Raw genomic sequence first — 13,077 nt, forward strand, 5'->3', positions numbered from 1 at the left:
CGAAACAGGCCCTCCGTGACGTATTCTGCGGCGGGCTTGATGAACACCGCCCGCTAGGAGACACACCCACATGGCACCAGCCGAAGACTTTGATCCGACCGCAGCACTGATCGACCTCCTGGATCTCAGCGATGCCGGCGGGGCGAAGACCGACGAGGATATTTTCGTCGGCGGGTCGCAGCACGAGCCGCGCAAGCGTGTCTTCGGCGGGCAGGTACTCGGCCAGTCGCTGGTGGCGGCGGCGCGCACAGTGCCCGGGGACCGGCATATGCACTCAATGCACGGGTACTTCCTGCGTCCCGGAGACACTGAAGTGCCGATTACTTTCGGCGTGGAGCGGCTGCGCGACGGCCGCTCGTTTTCCGCGCGCCGCACGCACGCCTATCAAAACGGTGTGCCGATCCTGTCCCTGATTGCGTCTTTCCAAATTCCCGATGAAGGTCTGGACCACCAGGAGCCAATGCCCGAAGGCATCCCGGATCCTGAGTCGCTTCCCACCACCGCCGATCTTTTGGCTCAGTTCAACCACCCCGTAGCCAAGGCCTGGTCTTATTACCGGCCCATGGATATCCGGCATGTGTCCCAGCCTGTTTACTTCGAAGCTGATCCGGAACGGACGGCACGCAATGCCGTTTGGATGAAGACATTCGGGCCCATGCCGGATGACCAGAACCTGCACCGGGCTGCTTTGGCCTATGCCACTGACTACACCATCCTGGAACCGGTGCTGCGGCGGCACGGCATCTCCTGGGCGTCCCGGGGAATGTCCGTGGCAAGCCTGGACCATGCCATGTGGTGGCACCGGCCGCTGCGCGTGGACGAATGGCTTCTCTACGTGCAGGAATCCCCGAGTGCCTCGGGAGCCCGGGGCCTCTCCACCGGACGGATCTTCAACCGCGATGGCCAGCTGGTGGCAACCATCGCGCAGGAAGGCATGCTGCGCCTGCCGGATTATCCTGCCTCGCAGTAGTTTCCCTGGCCGGACATACAAAAGCGCCCTGCCGGCTGGCAGGGCGCTTTTGTATTTGTTCGAATCGCGGTGACTAGTCGCGCGTCAGCCGGCGGTGCGTAACGCGGTGCGGCTTGGCAGCGTCCGGGCCGAGCCGTTCAATCTTGTTCTGCTCGTAGGACTCGAAGTTGCCCTCGAACCAGTACCAGTCAGCGGGGTTCTCGTCAGTGCCTTCCCACGCCAGGATGTGCGTGGCAACGCGGTCCAGGAACCAGCGGTCGTGGGAGACCACAACGGCACAGCCGGGGAACTCGAGCAGGGCGTTCTCCAGGCTGGAGAGCGTTTCGACGTCAAGGTCGTTAGTCGGCTCATCGAGCAGCAGCAGGTTTCCGCCCTGCTTAAGGGTCATCGCCAGGTTCAGCCGGTTGCGCTCACCGCCGGAAAGCACACCCGCCTTCTTCTGCTGGTCCGGTCCCTTGAATCCGAACGCGGACACGTAGGCGCGGGAAGGCATTTCAACCTGCCCCACCTGGATGAAGTCGTGTCCTTCGGATACGACCTCCCACAGCGTCTTGTTGGGATCGATGCCGCCACGGGACTGGTCAACGTAGGAGATCTTGACGGACTCGCCGATCTTCAGGTCGCCGCCGTCCAACGGTTCAAGTCCAACGATGGTCTTGAACAGTGTGGACTTGCCGACGCCGTTCGGCCCGATGACGCCGACGATGCCGTTGCGGGGCAGCGAGAAGGACAGCCCGTCGATCAGCTTGCGGTCACCGAAGCCCTTCTGCAGGTCCTTGGCTTCCAAAACCAGGGAACCAAGGCGCGGTCCCGGCGGAATCTGGATTTCTTCGAAGTCAAGCTTCCGTGTGCGCTCGGCTTCGGCTGCCATTTCCTCGTAGCGGGCCAGACGTGCCTTCGACTTGGTCTGGCGGCCCTTGGCGTTGGAACGGACCCAGTCCAGTTCGTCTGCCAGGCGCTTGGCCAGCTTCTGGTCCTTTTTGCCCTGGACTTCAAGGCGGGCACGCTTCTTCTCGAGGTAGGTCGAGTAGTTGCCTTCGTACGGGTAGAGGTGTCCGCGGTCGACCTCTGCGATCCACTCGGCAACGTGGTCGAGGAAGTAGCGGTCGTGGGTCACGGCCAGGACAGCGCCATGGTACGAGGAGAGGTGCTGTTCCAGCCACAGGACGCTCTCGGCGTCGAGGTGGTTAGTGGGCTCATCGAGCAGCAGGAGATCCGGCTTCTGCAGCAGGAGCTTGCAGAGCGCGACACGGCGCCGCTCACCACCGGAGAGTACGGTGACATCCGAGTCCGGCGGCGGGCACCGCAGTGCGTCCATCGCCTGTTCGAGCTGGGAATCAATGTCCCATGCATCAGCGGCGTCGATGGCTTCCTGCAGCTTGCCCATCTCTTCGAGCAGCGAGTCGAAGTCAGCGTCCGGCTGGGCCATCTCTTCGGAGATCTCGTTAAAGCGCTGGATCTTCGAGTAGATTTCCCCGACGCCTTCCTGGACGTTGCCCAGGACAGTCTTCTCTTCGTTCAGGGGCGGTTCCTGCAGGAGGATACCCACGGTGTAGCCGGGGCTGAGCCTGGCTTCGCCGTTGGACGGGGTGTCCAGGCCCGCCATGATCTTCAGGATGGTGGACTTACCCGCACCGTTCGGCCCAACCACGCCGATCTTGGCGCCGGGATAGAAGGACATACTTACGTCGTCGAGGATAACCTTGTCGCCAACGGCCTTTCGGGCCTTGGTCATTGTGTAGATAAATTCCGCCATGCTCTCAGGCTAGTGGGTTGAAGCCACTAAGTGCCATTTTGCGGCACTCGCGCCAGAGGCCATTCGCCCCGGGGAGGGAGCGTTCTAGCGGTCATCTCCCAGAAGGCAGTCACCGTTGGACAACACCGGAATGGTGGTGATGCTCAGGCTCCCGCCGCGGATCTCGCCGACGATGCAGTCGCTGCCTTCCGGCGCGGCAGAGACGATCGAGTCCACACCTAGGCCAGTCGGCGTGCCGTCCTGGGAAACCTCCACCGCATCCGGGCTGAAACCGGCACTGACATAGGCCTCCCGCACCGCTTCACGCGACGGGGAAGGACTGGCGGCCAGCAGCTCGGTCAGTGCGGCTTCAACCGCCTGGACTTGCGCCGACAGCTCAGGGGCGGCTTCGGCGGGAGCAGGACTGCCCTCCGTGGCTGCTGACGAGGATTCTGATGCGGACGGAACCGCCGGCTGCGGGGCAGGACTGCAGCCGGAGAGTGCCAGCGCCAGAACGGCCGGGACGGCAGCCGCGGCGCCAATCCGGAAACGGAACCTGTTGACCTGCTTGGCTGCCTTCACCCTGACATTCTGCCACGCAGCTGCCCAGTCAGTAGGCGGCGGGCTCGGGTTCGGCGTCGTGAGGCAGGCTCTGCGTCTCAAACCCCGCCAGGTTATCCAGGCCGCCCGTAGAGTCCGTTTCCCCGCCGGAGCCGAGCAGTTCCCCCGTTACCGGATCAACGTCCCCCTCAAATGCGTTGCCGCCCTGCGTCTCCCCGTCCTCCCCTGCAGCCGCAGTGCGCAGGGACGCCTTCTCGCCGATGTTCCGCCGGAAGTTGGCGGTGCCCCACATGAGGTCGTGCCCCACGGCGTCGGCATCGATATCCACCGAGGTCCCGCTGCGGCCGCCGTCGGTTGCCCACTGCCGCACGCGCAGCCTGCCGGTTACGATCACCCGGTCTCCCTTGTGGATGCTCACCCCGGCGTTTGTGGCGAGCTGGCGGAACATCGAGACCGAGTACCAGTTCGTATGGCCGTCCACCCACAACCCGGAATCACGGTCGAACCGCCGTTCGGTGGTGCACATCCTGAATCCGGCGATGGCCAGTCCGCTGTCCGCCGTTGTCGTCCGGACCTCCGTCGCAACGTAGCCCCGGAGGGTAATGGTGTCAGTCATCAATCTGCCCTTCTCCTGCGGTTCAGTGCCGGCGGTTGGCCGGTCCAGCCAGTCTGGCCGGTATCGCGTATGCGAAAACCGCGCCGGTCAGCCATGTGGATGATTCGAAGTCATCGGTTGGCATACGCGGGGGTGTGGAGGGGAAGTGCCTGCGGAAGGATCGGAAGCGGAAAAGGGTGAAACCTCCAGCGCACTGCAGGGCTCTGGAGGCTTCAGGGATGGTGCCCCCGGCGCGACTCGAACGCGCAACCTACGGATTAGAAGGCCGTTGCTCTATCCATTGAGCTACGGGGGCAGACCAAACGATGATACTACGCACCCGGACAGGTCCCCGGCAGCGAAACGGCTGGCAGCGTGCCAAACGGAGGCACGCGCGGGCGTGGAAAAGTTTTCGAAAAACTTTTCATACTTCTGCATCCAAACCCGCCGGCCCACCGGTAAAGGAGGTGTAGGCCACAAAGGAGCCGGGCAACACGGCCGGCAAAACACATTAGGAGAAGCCATGCGCAGGACCACCACAATTTTTGCAGCAGCCGGCCTGGCAGCCGCAGCAGGCCTGGCAGCCGCACCCGCAGCCTCGGCAGCAGATGAGGCCCAGCTCTCAGTTTTCCACGCCGTCCCGGACACCACCGTGGATGTCTACGTCAATGGTGAGCTGACCCTTGATGACTTCACGCCCGGCAGTATGGCCGGGCCGCTGTCCCTGCCCGCAGGCAGCTACGAACTCGCCATTACCGCTCCGGATGCAGCTGACGCTTCCGCTCCGATCATCGGTCCGGTAACCGCAGACCTCACCGCCGGCGGCAACTTCACGGCGGTGGCAAACCTTGCCGAGGACGGCACCCCGACCGCCAACCTCTACACCAATGACATGTCCACCATCGAGGCCGGGAAGGCACACCTCACGGTTCGCCACGTGGCCGCCGCTCCCGCTGTAGATGTGCTCGCCAACGGCACACCGGTGATCACGAACCTGGCGAATCCCGATGAGAAGACACTTCCCGTGGACGCCGGAACCATCTCGGCCTCCGTGGCGGCAGCAGGCACGACTGAGCCTGTCATTGGCCCGGCCGATCTGACCCTGCCTGAAGGTGTCCACACCATCGTCTACGCATGGGGCTCCCTGGAAGACGGCAACCTCGCCCTCGCAACCCAGACCGTCGAAGGCATGGAAAGCGCGCCCAACGCAGTGCCGGGTGCCCTGCCCGCAGCCCAGGACAACTCCGGCGTCATGCTTGCCGCCGCCGGTGGCCTGACGCTGATGGCACTGGCCGGCACCGCTGTGGTGGCCCGCCGCCGCAGCACCGTGGACGCAACCTCCGCGGAGTAGTCCGCGGGCGTGCAGCGCCCTCCAATCCGAAGGTGCAGTGCAGCCGGCGTGACGGCTGCACTGCACCTTCTCCCATATCACGAAGTTCCCCGATAACCACCCTGAAAGGCTCCTTACATGCACCACCCCGGAAGCTCCCGCCGATACCTCGCTGCAGCCTGGCTGACCGCCGGAGCTCTGGCGCTGGGAGCGTGCGCCGGCGGGCCTGCAGCACAGGAACCGGCAGCCAGCTCCGCTTCGCCGCAGACTCAGCAGTCCGCGCCATCATCCCCCACTGCGTCATCTCCCGCAGCAGGCATTCCAATCCGGCAGGCTTCCCCCGAAGCGGAGGAAGCCATCCCCGCCCCGGTCCGGGTCCAGGTGGAAGGTACGGGTATTGACCTGGAGGTAGTGCCGGTCGGAGTGGAGGACAACGGCGCAATGACCATTCCCGACAACCACGTCCAGGCCGGGTGGTACCGCTACGGACCGGCACCAGGTGCCGACGCCGGGTCTTCGGTCCTGGCCGCACATGTGGACTCACAAACGGAGGTGCTGCCCATCGCCGGCCTGAAGGACGTGGCACCAGGAACCAAAGTCACTGTGACCAGGGAAGACGGCTCCACCGTCGTGTACCGGACACAGCAGGTAGAGAACATCGCCAAGCGATCCCTTGACGGACACCGCCTCTTCGACCGGACGGGGGATCATCTGCTGAAGCTGGTCACCTGCGGCGGCCAGTGGCTCGACACGGAGAACGACTATGAAGATAACGTTGTGCTCACGGCAACACCGGTATCATAGGGAAAATCCGCACGCGGGCTACCCCCCCCGCGCCGCACGTCAGCAGGCCAACGGCAGGAGTACTCCCCCGATGTCATCCGGTGCCCCCGAGCGGGACGACGGCCTCGACCAGGCTTTCGCCGCAGGTGAGGAGGCAGCCCTTGCCGAGGCATACCGCCGCTTCGCTCCGCTGGTCCGGACGATGTCGCTGCGGCGCCTCATAGATCCCGGGGCTGCAGACGACGCCGTGCAGGAAGTTTTTATCCGTGCCTGGCGGTACCGCGAGACCTATTCGCCGGAGCGTTCAACCCTCGCTGCATGGCTGGTGGGCATCGCTCGGAACGTTGCTTCAACAATGACCTCGTCCCGGATCCGTGAGGAAGACGTCCTCGAAGGCGCCGCCGCACGAAGCGAGCGGGACGAAACACGGGGACCTGACCAGGAAGGCGTGGCAGACAAAGTGGTTCTGGATGCGGAGCTCACCCGCCTGGGCGAACCTCAGCATTCGATTCTCCGCCTGGCCTTCCATGAGGACATGACCCACCAGCAGATATCGGAACAGCTGAGCCTGCCGCTGGGAACGGTCAAGAGCCACATCCGCCGGGGACTTATTCAACTGAGGCAAAGATTGGAGGTAAGCGATGCAGCACCTGCACGATGATGCATTGGCTCTCCTGGCCCTCGGTGAGGAACCTGCCGCCGAAGAATCGGCGCACCTTGAGTCATGTGAACAGTGCCGCAGTGAAATCAGTGCCTATGGCCGGGTTGTACGGGCCGGCCGCAGCAGCGCTCCGGAGGGGTCAGTTCCTCCCCCCGCGGTCTGGGCCGGGATCCATCAAGCACTCAACCTTGACCCTGCGCTGCGCCGCGATCCGCTGGAAAACGAACGGGGACAGGAACCGGCTGCGGGCGCGGGTCCGAGGGCCTCTTCCACTGATACGTCGCAGCCCGTTTCCCTCGCAGATGAACGGCGCCGCCGCCGCAGCGGAGCAAAATGGCTCGCCGCGGCAGCCGCAGCAGCCGTTGTCGCGGGAGCAGCGACCTGGGGTGTTGTGCGCAATTTGGAGCCCGCACCGGAGGTCATTGCTTCGGTTCCGCTGGCTCCCCTGCCCTCCTACAGCGACGAGGGTACCGCCACCGTGGACCTCCTGCCCGACGGCGAACGCGAACTCGTCATCACCTCCAGCAGTGCCGATGCAGAGGGCTACCGGGAAGTCTGGCTGATCTCACCGGATATCACGTCCATGGTGAGCCTCGGCGAGATGGACGGCACCGAGGCGCGCCTGAGAATCCCGGACGGGTTAGACCTCAGCGCTTACCCAATCGTGGATATTTCCGACGAACCACACGACGGCAACCCCGAGCACTCAGGAAATTCGATCCTGAGGGGTCAGCTGGACCTTTGACCTGGGCTGTCAGCTTCTGGGACAGGATCACGTCCGGATTCAGCCGCACCGGTGGCCTGGATGCAGACCCCTGGCTGCTGGTGGCTGTTACGGCTGCCGCGGTGCTGCTGGCGGTGCCCCGGCAAACATGGCGGTGGTTTGGACTTTTCGTCACGTTTGTCCACGAACTCGGACATGCCTTCGCCGCACTGCTGGTCGGCCATCGAATTTCAGGCATTGAACTGCGGTTCGACCACTCGGGGCAGATGAAAAGCCTCGGGCGTGGCGGGTTCGGCGCCCTCTGGGCCGGGTTCTGGGGCTATCCCGTTCCGGCCCTGACTGGCTTGGTGCTTATTTGGGCAGCCCAGACCGGCTGGGCGTCTGCCGCCCTCTCAGGGGGTGTACTTGTCCTGGCGGCAGCGCTGGTGTTCATCCGGAATCTACAGGGGGCGGCGATAGCAGGCGGCTGCGCAGTAACAGCGGTGCTGCTGCTCTGGTTTGTTCCGGCCACCTTTGCGGCCTCCGTCGTTGCTTCCCTTGGAATCGCCCTGCTGGTCGGTGCTGTCCGGGACTGGCTCAACGTGGTCACCGTCCACACCCGGCGCCGCAGATCGCTGCAGTCTTCGGATGCCTGGATCCTGGCCCAGCGCTCGGGCGTGCCGTCTGTCGTGTGGCTCGGGCTGTTCGCCGGGGTGATAGGTGCATGCACTGCCACTGCGTTCCGGCTGCTCGCTCCGGCATTTTCCCTGCCGGGCTGGCTGGCAGGCTAGCGGGAGCCGGCTTCCTGTCCGCCGACAGGCTGCTCCGTCCCGGAACCATCCTGTTCCGCCGTATTCTGTGGGAAGGACACCCGCAGCTCAACGCGGTGCTGCCCGTCTTCGGTCTGGGAGAAGATCGCCGCGCCGGAGATTCCCGTGAGTCCTCCGGTTCCCGAGCCCGGAATGATGTGGCCGGACGATGCCGTAGCCTCCCCTTCCGCGAGGCCCCAGTGCTGTATCACCATGGTCCCCTCACGTCCTTCAACGCTGCCTGCGAAGACCTCGCTGCCGACGTAGCCGGCCCCTGTTGCGTTGCCGGCCAGGAGGAGGTCGGAAATGCTCGTGCCCGTGACGGGACCTTCGAAGACCTTGACCGCACGAACGGTGGAGAGCTCGCTGTTGGTCCCCTCCACTACATAAGGGGTCGGCTCCCAGGAGGAAACTTCAAAATCGGCAGTGATCGAGTGCTCTGTTCCGTCGGCCATGCCACCAGTATTCCGTGTTCGGCCTCCGATTGCATGCCGGAGTTGCGCCACAGGTACCCTTATCGCTGGGGTGCGGCGGCCTGCGCATCCAGAATCCGCTGTTAAGGAGTACCACCTCGCATGTCGTCCTCACCGGTTGCTGCCGAGCCCCGCTACATGCAAACAAAGGCTCTGTGGCTGGCCTTCGCCGGCGTTCACCTGCTTTTTTTCGGACTCCTCTCACCCCTGATTTTCACCGGCGAGGTTCTCAGCGATATCCAGTTCTACCGTCAGTGGGCCTTCGAAGGAATCCGGGACGGAGCGTGGCAGGGCATCAGCAGTGACTGGGTCTACCCGATCGGCGCGCTGGTGCCCATGCTGCTGGCATCCGCATTCGGCTACGGCGCCTACCAGTTCGCCTGGTTCCTGATCTTCACGGCTTTGAATGCTGCAGGCTTTGCCGTCCTGACGGCCCCGCGAACCCGCCAGCGCTGCGTCGCCGCCTACTGGTGGCTCGGCATCACCGCCCTGCTCGGGCCGGTCGCCGTCGGCCGCATTGACGGACTCACCGTCCCGCTGGTGATCATGGGTCTGCTCCTGCTTGCATCCCGCCCGGTGGTTGCTTCCCTGCTGCTCTCCGCTGCCACGTGGATGAAGGTTTGGCCGGCAGCAGTAATCCTTGCGGTCCTCGCAGTTTCAAAGCGCCGCCTGACCATGCTCATCACCGGTGCGGCACTTTCCGCAGTTATTGCCGCAGTCGTGACCGCCGCCGGAGGCCTTCGGCACCTGCTGAGCTTCGTCGGAGCGCAGGGAGACCGAGGCATGCAGCTGGAAGCCCCGTTCACCACTCCCGGCCTGTGGCAGGCAATCCTGGGACGTTCAGATGCGCACATCTTTGAAGACACCGTGATTAATACGCGCGAGGTCCGCGGTGCCCTGGGCGAGCCGGTGGCGGCCCTCATGACGCCGCTCCTTGCACTGGCCGCCGTCGCCGTCGTGGCCCTGCTGATTTGGGCCTTGCGCCGGGGCGCGGACACCGGTGCCCTGCTGGCCACCGGCTCCCTGGCCCTCGTTGCAGCCTTCATCGTGTTCAACAAGGTCGGCTCGCCGCAGTTTATGCTCTGGCTTGGCGCTGTGGTTGCCGTTGGCATTGCCTGGGAAGGGCGCGCCTGGCGGCTGCCCGCGGCCATGATGATAGCCGTGGCGGCCCTCACGACCCTGGTCTACCCAATGTTCTACGAGGCCCTTTATGACGACCTGAACATCGGGGTCGCACTGCTGCTGACCGTGCGCAACCTGCTGCTCATGGCCCTCTTCGTCTGGGCCGTCGGCAAGATCGTGGGTCTGGCCCGGGCAGGTGCCCTCAGCGAATCCGCAGTTCGCCCGGGACAGGTTCCGTAAGCTTCTTGCGGAAGAGCACCTTGGTCTTGGGGTCAAGGAAAATCAGGTAGAGGGCGAACGCGACGGCGGTAACCGCGGCAATCTGCCGCGCTGCACTGAGGCTGAACTCGAAGTACGGCCAGATGTCCAGCTGGTCGCTGATCGCGTAAACCATAAAGAAGGACACGAACAGGTACAGCGTCTTGACCTGCCAGTCGTTGCGGATGCCGGTGACTGCGAAGAGCGGGATCAGCCACACCACGTACCAGGACTGGATCATGGGCGCCAGCATGACGATCGCGGCGAAGGCCAGTGCCAGCCGGCGAACCAGCCGGGAGTAGTCCCCCACGAACATCAGCCAGGCAACGACTGCGAGGGACGCCAGCCGCCCAATAGTGTGCACGAAGTCCGCGAAGGACCAGCCGGGCAACCCCAGCGAATTTCCCAGGGTCGCCACGATAAGTCCAAGGAAGCCAACCGGGGCGTACCAGATCCACACGCTTCCCGGAGTGCTCAGAGCGCCGACCCAGCCAAATCCGAGTCCGTTGACGACGCCAAGAATGGCGAGGAACCCGAGGGATATCCCTGCCGTGAGGAACCAGAACAGGAACTTGCGCGGCCAGGAAGCACCCTTGCCTGCCCACATAAGACCGATGAACGGCAGGAAGATCAGCGTGATGGGCTTGATGCCCACGGACAGCGTGACCAGCAGGATTCCCAGTACACCGCGCTTGGTTGCAGCATAGTAGAGTCCCGCGAGGGCCAGCCCGATCATCAGCGCGTCGTTGTGGATGCTGGCAATGAAGTTGGTCAGGAAGAGCGGGTTGGCTGCAGTGAGCCAGAGCGCCCGGTTGGGATTGATCCCGTGAAGTTCGGCCAGCTTGGGCACGTAGTAAACGCACATTGCCACGCCGATCAGCGCGATCAGCCGGAACAGCAGGATTGAAAACTCGGTCTGGCCGCCCGTAATCCGAACCACGATCTCTTCGAGCCAGAGGAAGATCGGGCCGTAGGGCGTGGGGCTTTGTGCCCAAAGATCATCAGCACCCAGCTGCAGGTAGTTTGAAATCTGGGAATAGCCGTCCTTGTACGGGTTCAGCCCGCTCACCATGACCAGGCCCTGCGCAATGTAAGCGAAGACATCTCGGCTGAAGAGCGGAAGGGTCAGGCACATAGGTCCGCCCCAGGCCAGGATCGCCTTGAGCACATACGGCCTGGAATGCGGCCCCCAGTCCCCGATCCGCTGACCGAAGCGCAGCCAGGAGCGCACAAGGAGCATCCCGCCCAGGGCGAGCAGCAGAACTGAAATGACCGCACCCGCGGGTTCAAAACGCAGCCACATGATGAATTCGACACGGCGGAGTTCGAAAGAGGAAAGAGAGAGCCATCCCACGCCGAGCGAACCGGCCAGCATCATCACCGAACCGATGAAACCCTGGATGATCGCGACGTTCGGATGGTCGGTTTTCGTGCTCTCCGATTCGGGAGACGAAGGCTCGGTCGCAGGGACCTGGGCGGTCATCGTGGGTCGTTCCAATCTTTGGTTCGTGCGGCGGTCCCAACGAACCGGCGCCGGGCACATAGGCATGCGCCCGGATGAGCGCGCGCAATGCCTGCACCCGCAATCGAAATCCGCGCGCAGCTCTCCGGCGGCGGATCCACAACGGCGGCTTCGTCAGTAGGCCAAATATTAGCATCGAGACATGGACACGCTCCGGGACGCCGCGGCGTGCTGCACCGGCACTGCGTTGCGGCTCACATAGACTGGTCCGGTTGGGTCGGACAAGGCAAGGCGGTATGGGCTGTGGGGCGCCACCGGGCAGAACCAGAAGTCAGGCGGCGCGAAGAACGCGCCGCGAAGCAGGCAGGACGTGCGCAGCGCAATCCGGAGCTGCTGGGCTGGGGTGTTTTCCTGACCGGCATCACCGCGCTTTGCCTCCTCTGGGCCGGGATACCCGTTTCATTTACAGCCGGTACCTCCGGACTCCTCCTGACGGCCTTTGTCAGCGCCTGGTATGCCTCCCGCAGTGCAGCGCCGGAAGCAGCGGCCGCCTCCCCGGCTCCGTCCTCGGAGCCCGCGGCAGAAGCGGGCGGCACACACCGCCTCCTTCCGGATCCTCAGCCGGACGCGAAACAACATGCCGAAGTCCCGCCCATTCCGCTGGCACCAGACGCCGCACAGGAATTCCTTACCGGACGCCGGACTGAGTCCGCTGTCCCCGCAAGCCGCTGGACCCGCACTTTTGGCCCGCCTGAAACCGGTTCGCTCCCGGTGCAGCCATACGTTCCTGCCCTCCGTGCATCGGTTCAGACTGCAAATCCGGATCGCCAGGACCGCCGCCAGCGCAGCCACTCCAAGCTCTGAACCGGCGGCGCCCGACCGGTGAGGGGTACATTTGTCTCGTGCCAATAACTAACGAACGCATTGTCTGGATCGACTGCGAAATGACCGGGCTGGATATCAGCGCTGATGCCCTCATTGAGGTCGCAGTGCTGGTGACAGACTCCGAATTGAACATCCTCGGTGACGGCGTCGACGTCGTCATCAAGCCGGAAGACGCCGCACTGGAACAGATGGGCGACTTCGTCCGCCAGATGCACACCACTTCGAAGCTCCTTGATGAACTGCCCGGCGGCATGACGCTGGCAGAAGCCGAAGCAGAGGTGATCGAGTACATCACCAAGTGGGTTCCCGAACCGAAGAAGGCCCAGCTGGCCGGCAATTCAGTGGGGACAGACCGGATGTTCCTGGCTCGCGACATGCCTGAAGTCATTGACTACCTGCACTACCGGATCATCGACGTATCAACCATCAAGGAACTCGCACGGCGCTGGTACCCCCGTGCGTACTTCCAGGCACCGGCCAAGAACGGCGGCCACCGTGCGCTGGGTGATATCCAGGACTCAATCAACGAGCTGCGCTACTACCGTGCCGCCATCTTTGTACCCGCCCCCGGACCCGATTCTGCCGAGGCAAAAAAGATCGCAGCCCGGATCAGCAGCCCAGCCTCGGACAGTTAGCTGCATCACATTTGGGGGCCTAAGGCACCAGAGTGTCAGAAGCACTCCAAAAACCGTGTAAGCTTGTATCCGCTGCCTCAGATAAATGAGTTCGC

At 63.9% G+C, this 13,077-nt stretch carries 14 protein-coding genes and 1 tRNA gene; 9 read left to right on the top strand and 6 right to left on the bottom strand.

What is annotated here, in order from left to right:
• Window positions 1-70 precede the first annotated feature (70 nt).
• A complete protein-coding gene (locus FYJ28_RS13065; protein WP_055240860.1) occupies window positions 71-970 on the top strand; it encodes an acyl-CoA thioesterase in 900 nt (299 codons plus the stop codon).
• 73 nt (window positions 971-1,043) lie between these two features.
• Here the strand turns inward: FYJ28_RS13065 and ettA are convergent, their stop codons facing one another.
• The 4 genes from ettA to FYJ28_RS13085 form a co-directional block, all read right to left on the bottom strand.
• A complete protein-coding gene (gene ettA, locus FYJ28_RS13070) occupies window positions 1,044-2,726 on the bottom strand; it encodes an energy-dependent translational throttle protein EttA (protein WP_055240859.1) in 1,683 nt (560 codons plus the stop codon).
• Window positions 2,727-2,810: 84 nt separating this feature from the next.
• Window positions 2,811-3,287, bottom strand: coding sequence for a DUF6993 domain-containing protein (locus FYJ28_RS13075; protein ID WP_055240858.1), 477 nt, complete (start codon window positions 3,285-3,287; stop codon window positions 2,811-2,813).
• Between the two features lie 28 nt (window positions 3,288-3,315).
• A complete protein-coding gene (locus tag FYJ28_RS13080) occupies window positions 3,316-3,882 on the bottom strand; it encodes a single-stranded DNA-binding protein (RefSeq protein ID WP_055240857.1) in 567 nt (188 codons plus the stop codon).
• Between the two features lie 219 nt (window positions 3,883-4,101).
• Window positions 4,102-4,177 (bottom strand) — tRNA-Arg (locus FYJ28_RS13085).
• Window positions 4,178-4,384: 207 nt separating this feature from the next.
• Between FYJ28_RS13085 and FYJ28_RS13090 the strand changes: the two genes are divergently transcribed.
• From FYJ28_RS13090 to FYJ28_RS13110, 5 genes are all read left to right on the top strand, one after another.
• Window positions 4,385-5,212, top strand: coding sequence for a DUF4397 domain-containing protein (locus FYJ28_RS13090; RefSeq protein ID WP_055240856.1), 828 nt, complete (start codon window positions 4,385-4,387; stop codon window positions 5,210-5,212).
• 117 nt (window positions 5,213-5,329) lie between these two features.
• A complete protein-coding gene (locus tag FYJ28_RS13095; protein ID WP_154579574.1) occupies window positions 5,330-5,995 on the top strand; it encodes a class F sortase in 666 nt (221 codons plus the stop codon).
• Window positions 5,996-6,065: 70 nt separating this feature from the next.
• Window positions 6,066-6,635 carry an RNA polymerase sigma factor gene (locus tag FYJ28_RS13100; RefSeq protein WP_055240855.1) on the top strand — a complete coding sequence of 190 codons (570 nt, stop codon included), beginning with the start codon at window positions 6,066-6,068 and terminating at the stop codon, window positions 6,633-6,635.
• Window positions 6,616-7,380 carry an anti-sigma factor gene (locus tag FYJ28_RS13105; RefSeq protein ID WP_154579575.1) on the top strand — a complete coding sequence of 255 codons (765 nt, stop codon included), beginning with the start codon at window positions 6,616-6,618 and terminating at the stop codon, window positions 7,378-7,380. The genes FYJ28_RS13100 and FYJ28_RS13105 overlap by 20 nt, the downstream gene beginning before the upstream one ends.
• Complete coding sequence (locus FYJ28_RS13110; protein ID WP_154579576.1) at window positions 7,377-8,129, top strand: M50 family metallopeptidase; 753 nt, start codon at window positions 7,377-7,379, stop codon at window positions 8,127-8,129. The genes FYJ28_RS13105 and FYJ28_RS13110 overlap by 4 nt, the downstream gene beginning before the upstream one ends.
• Here FYJ28_RS13110 and FYJ28_RS13115 read toward each other — a convergent pair.
• Window positions 8,126-8,602 (bottom strand): DUF3224 domain-containing protein, encoded by a 477-nt coding sequence (locus FYJ28_RS13115; RefSeq protein ID WP_154579577.1) that lies wholly within the window; start codon window positions 8,600-8,602, stop codon window positions 8,126-8,128. The two genes, FYJ28_RS13110 and FYJ28_RS13115, sit on opposite strands and share 4 nt — an antisense overlap.
• A 120-nt stretch (window positions 8,603-8,722) precedes the next feature.
• On the opposite strand from FYJ28_RS13115, the gene FYJ28_RS13120 reads away from it, so the two are divergent.
• Complete coding sequence (locus FYJ28_RS13120; RefSeq protein ID WP_055240852.1) at window positions 8,723-9,982, top strand: glycosyltransferase 87 family protein; 1,260 nt, start codon at window positions 8,723-8,725, stop codon at window positions 9,980-9,982.
• On the opposite strand, the gene mptB is transcribed toward FYJ28_RS13120, so the two are convergent.
• Entirely contained in the window at window positions 9,945-11,483 is a 1,539-nt protein-coding gene (mptB, locus tag FYJ28_RS13125) for a polyprenol phosphomannose-dependent alpha 1,6 mannosyltransferase MptB (RefSeq protein WP_154579578.1), read from the bottom strand. The genes FYJ28_RS13120 and mptB overlap by 38 nt on opposite strands.
• 282 nt (window positions 11,484-11,765) lie before the next feature.
• Between mptB and FYJ28_RS13130 the strand changes: the two genes are divergently transcribed.
• Together FYJ28_RS13130 and orn are read left to right on the top strand one after the other, a co-directional pair.
• The gene (locus tag FYJ28_RS13130; RefSeq protein ID WP_154579579.1) at window positions 11,766-12,326 is read left to right on the top strand and encodes a hypothetical protein; all 561 of its coding nucleotides are present in this window, start codon (window positions 11,766-11,768) and stop codon (window positions 12,324-12,326) included.
• Window positions 12,327-12,364: 38 nt separating this feature from the next.
• Complete coding sequence (gene orn, locus FYJ28_RS13135; protein ID WP_082413496.1) at window positions 12,365-12,982, top strand: oligoribonuclease; 618 nt, start codon at window positions 12,365-12,367, stop codon at window positions 12,980-12,982.
• The last annotated feature ends 95 nt before the right edge of the window (window positions 12,983-13,077 follow it).

Source organism: Arthrobacter sp. BL-252-APC-1A (genome assembly GCF_009696625.1).
Lineage (GTDB): Bacteria > Actinomycetota > Actinomycetes > Actinomycetales > Micrococcaceae > Arthrobacter_B.

Excerpts from the sequence above, each read along its gene's own strand:
- FYJ28_RS13065 (WP_055240860.1), top strand. The coding sequence starts at position 71 with ATGGCACCAGCCGAAGACTTTGATCCGACCGCAGCACTGATCGACCTC.
- ettA (WP_055240859.1), bottom strand. The coding sequence starts at position 2,726 with ATGGCGGAATTTATCTACACAATGACCAAGGCCCGAAAGGCCGTTGGC.
- FYJ28_RS13080 (WP_055240857.1), bottom strand. The coding sequence starts at position 3,882 with ATGACTGACACCATTACCCTCCGGGGCTACGTTGCGACGGAGGTCCGG.
- FYJ28_RS13090 (WP_055240856.1), top strand. The coding sequence starts at position 4,385 with ATGCGCAGGACCACCACAATTTTTGCAGCAGCCGGCCTGGCAGCCGCA.
- FYJ28_RS13095 (WP_154579574.1), top strand. The coding sequence starts at position 5,330 with ATGCACCACCCCGGAAGCTCCCGCCGATACCTCGCTGCAGCCTGGCTG.
- FYJ28_RS13100 (WP_055240855.1), top strand. The coding sequence starts at position 6,066 with ATGTCATCCGGTGCCCCCGAGCGGGACGACGGCCTCGACCAGGCTTTC.
- FYJ28_RS13105 (WP_154579575.1), top strand. The coding sequence starts at position 6,616 with ATGCAGCACCTGCACGATGATGCATTGGCTCTCCTGGCCCTCGGTGAG.
- FYJ28_RS13115 (WP_154579577.1), bottom strand. The coding sequence starts at position 8,602 with ATGGCCGACGGAACAGAGCACTCGATCACTGCCGATTTTGAAGTTTCC.
- FYJ28_RS13120 (WP_055240852.1), top strand. The coding sequence starts at position 8,723 with ATGTCGTCCTCACCGGTTGCTGCCGAGCCCCGCTACATGCAAACAAAG.
- mptB (WP_154579578.1), bottom strand. The coding sequence starts at position 11,483 with ATGACCGCCCAGGTCCCTGCGACCGAGCCTTCGTCTCCCGAATCGGAG.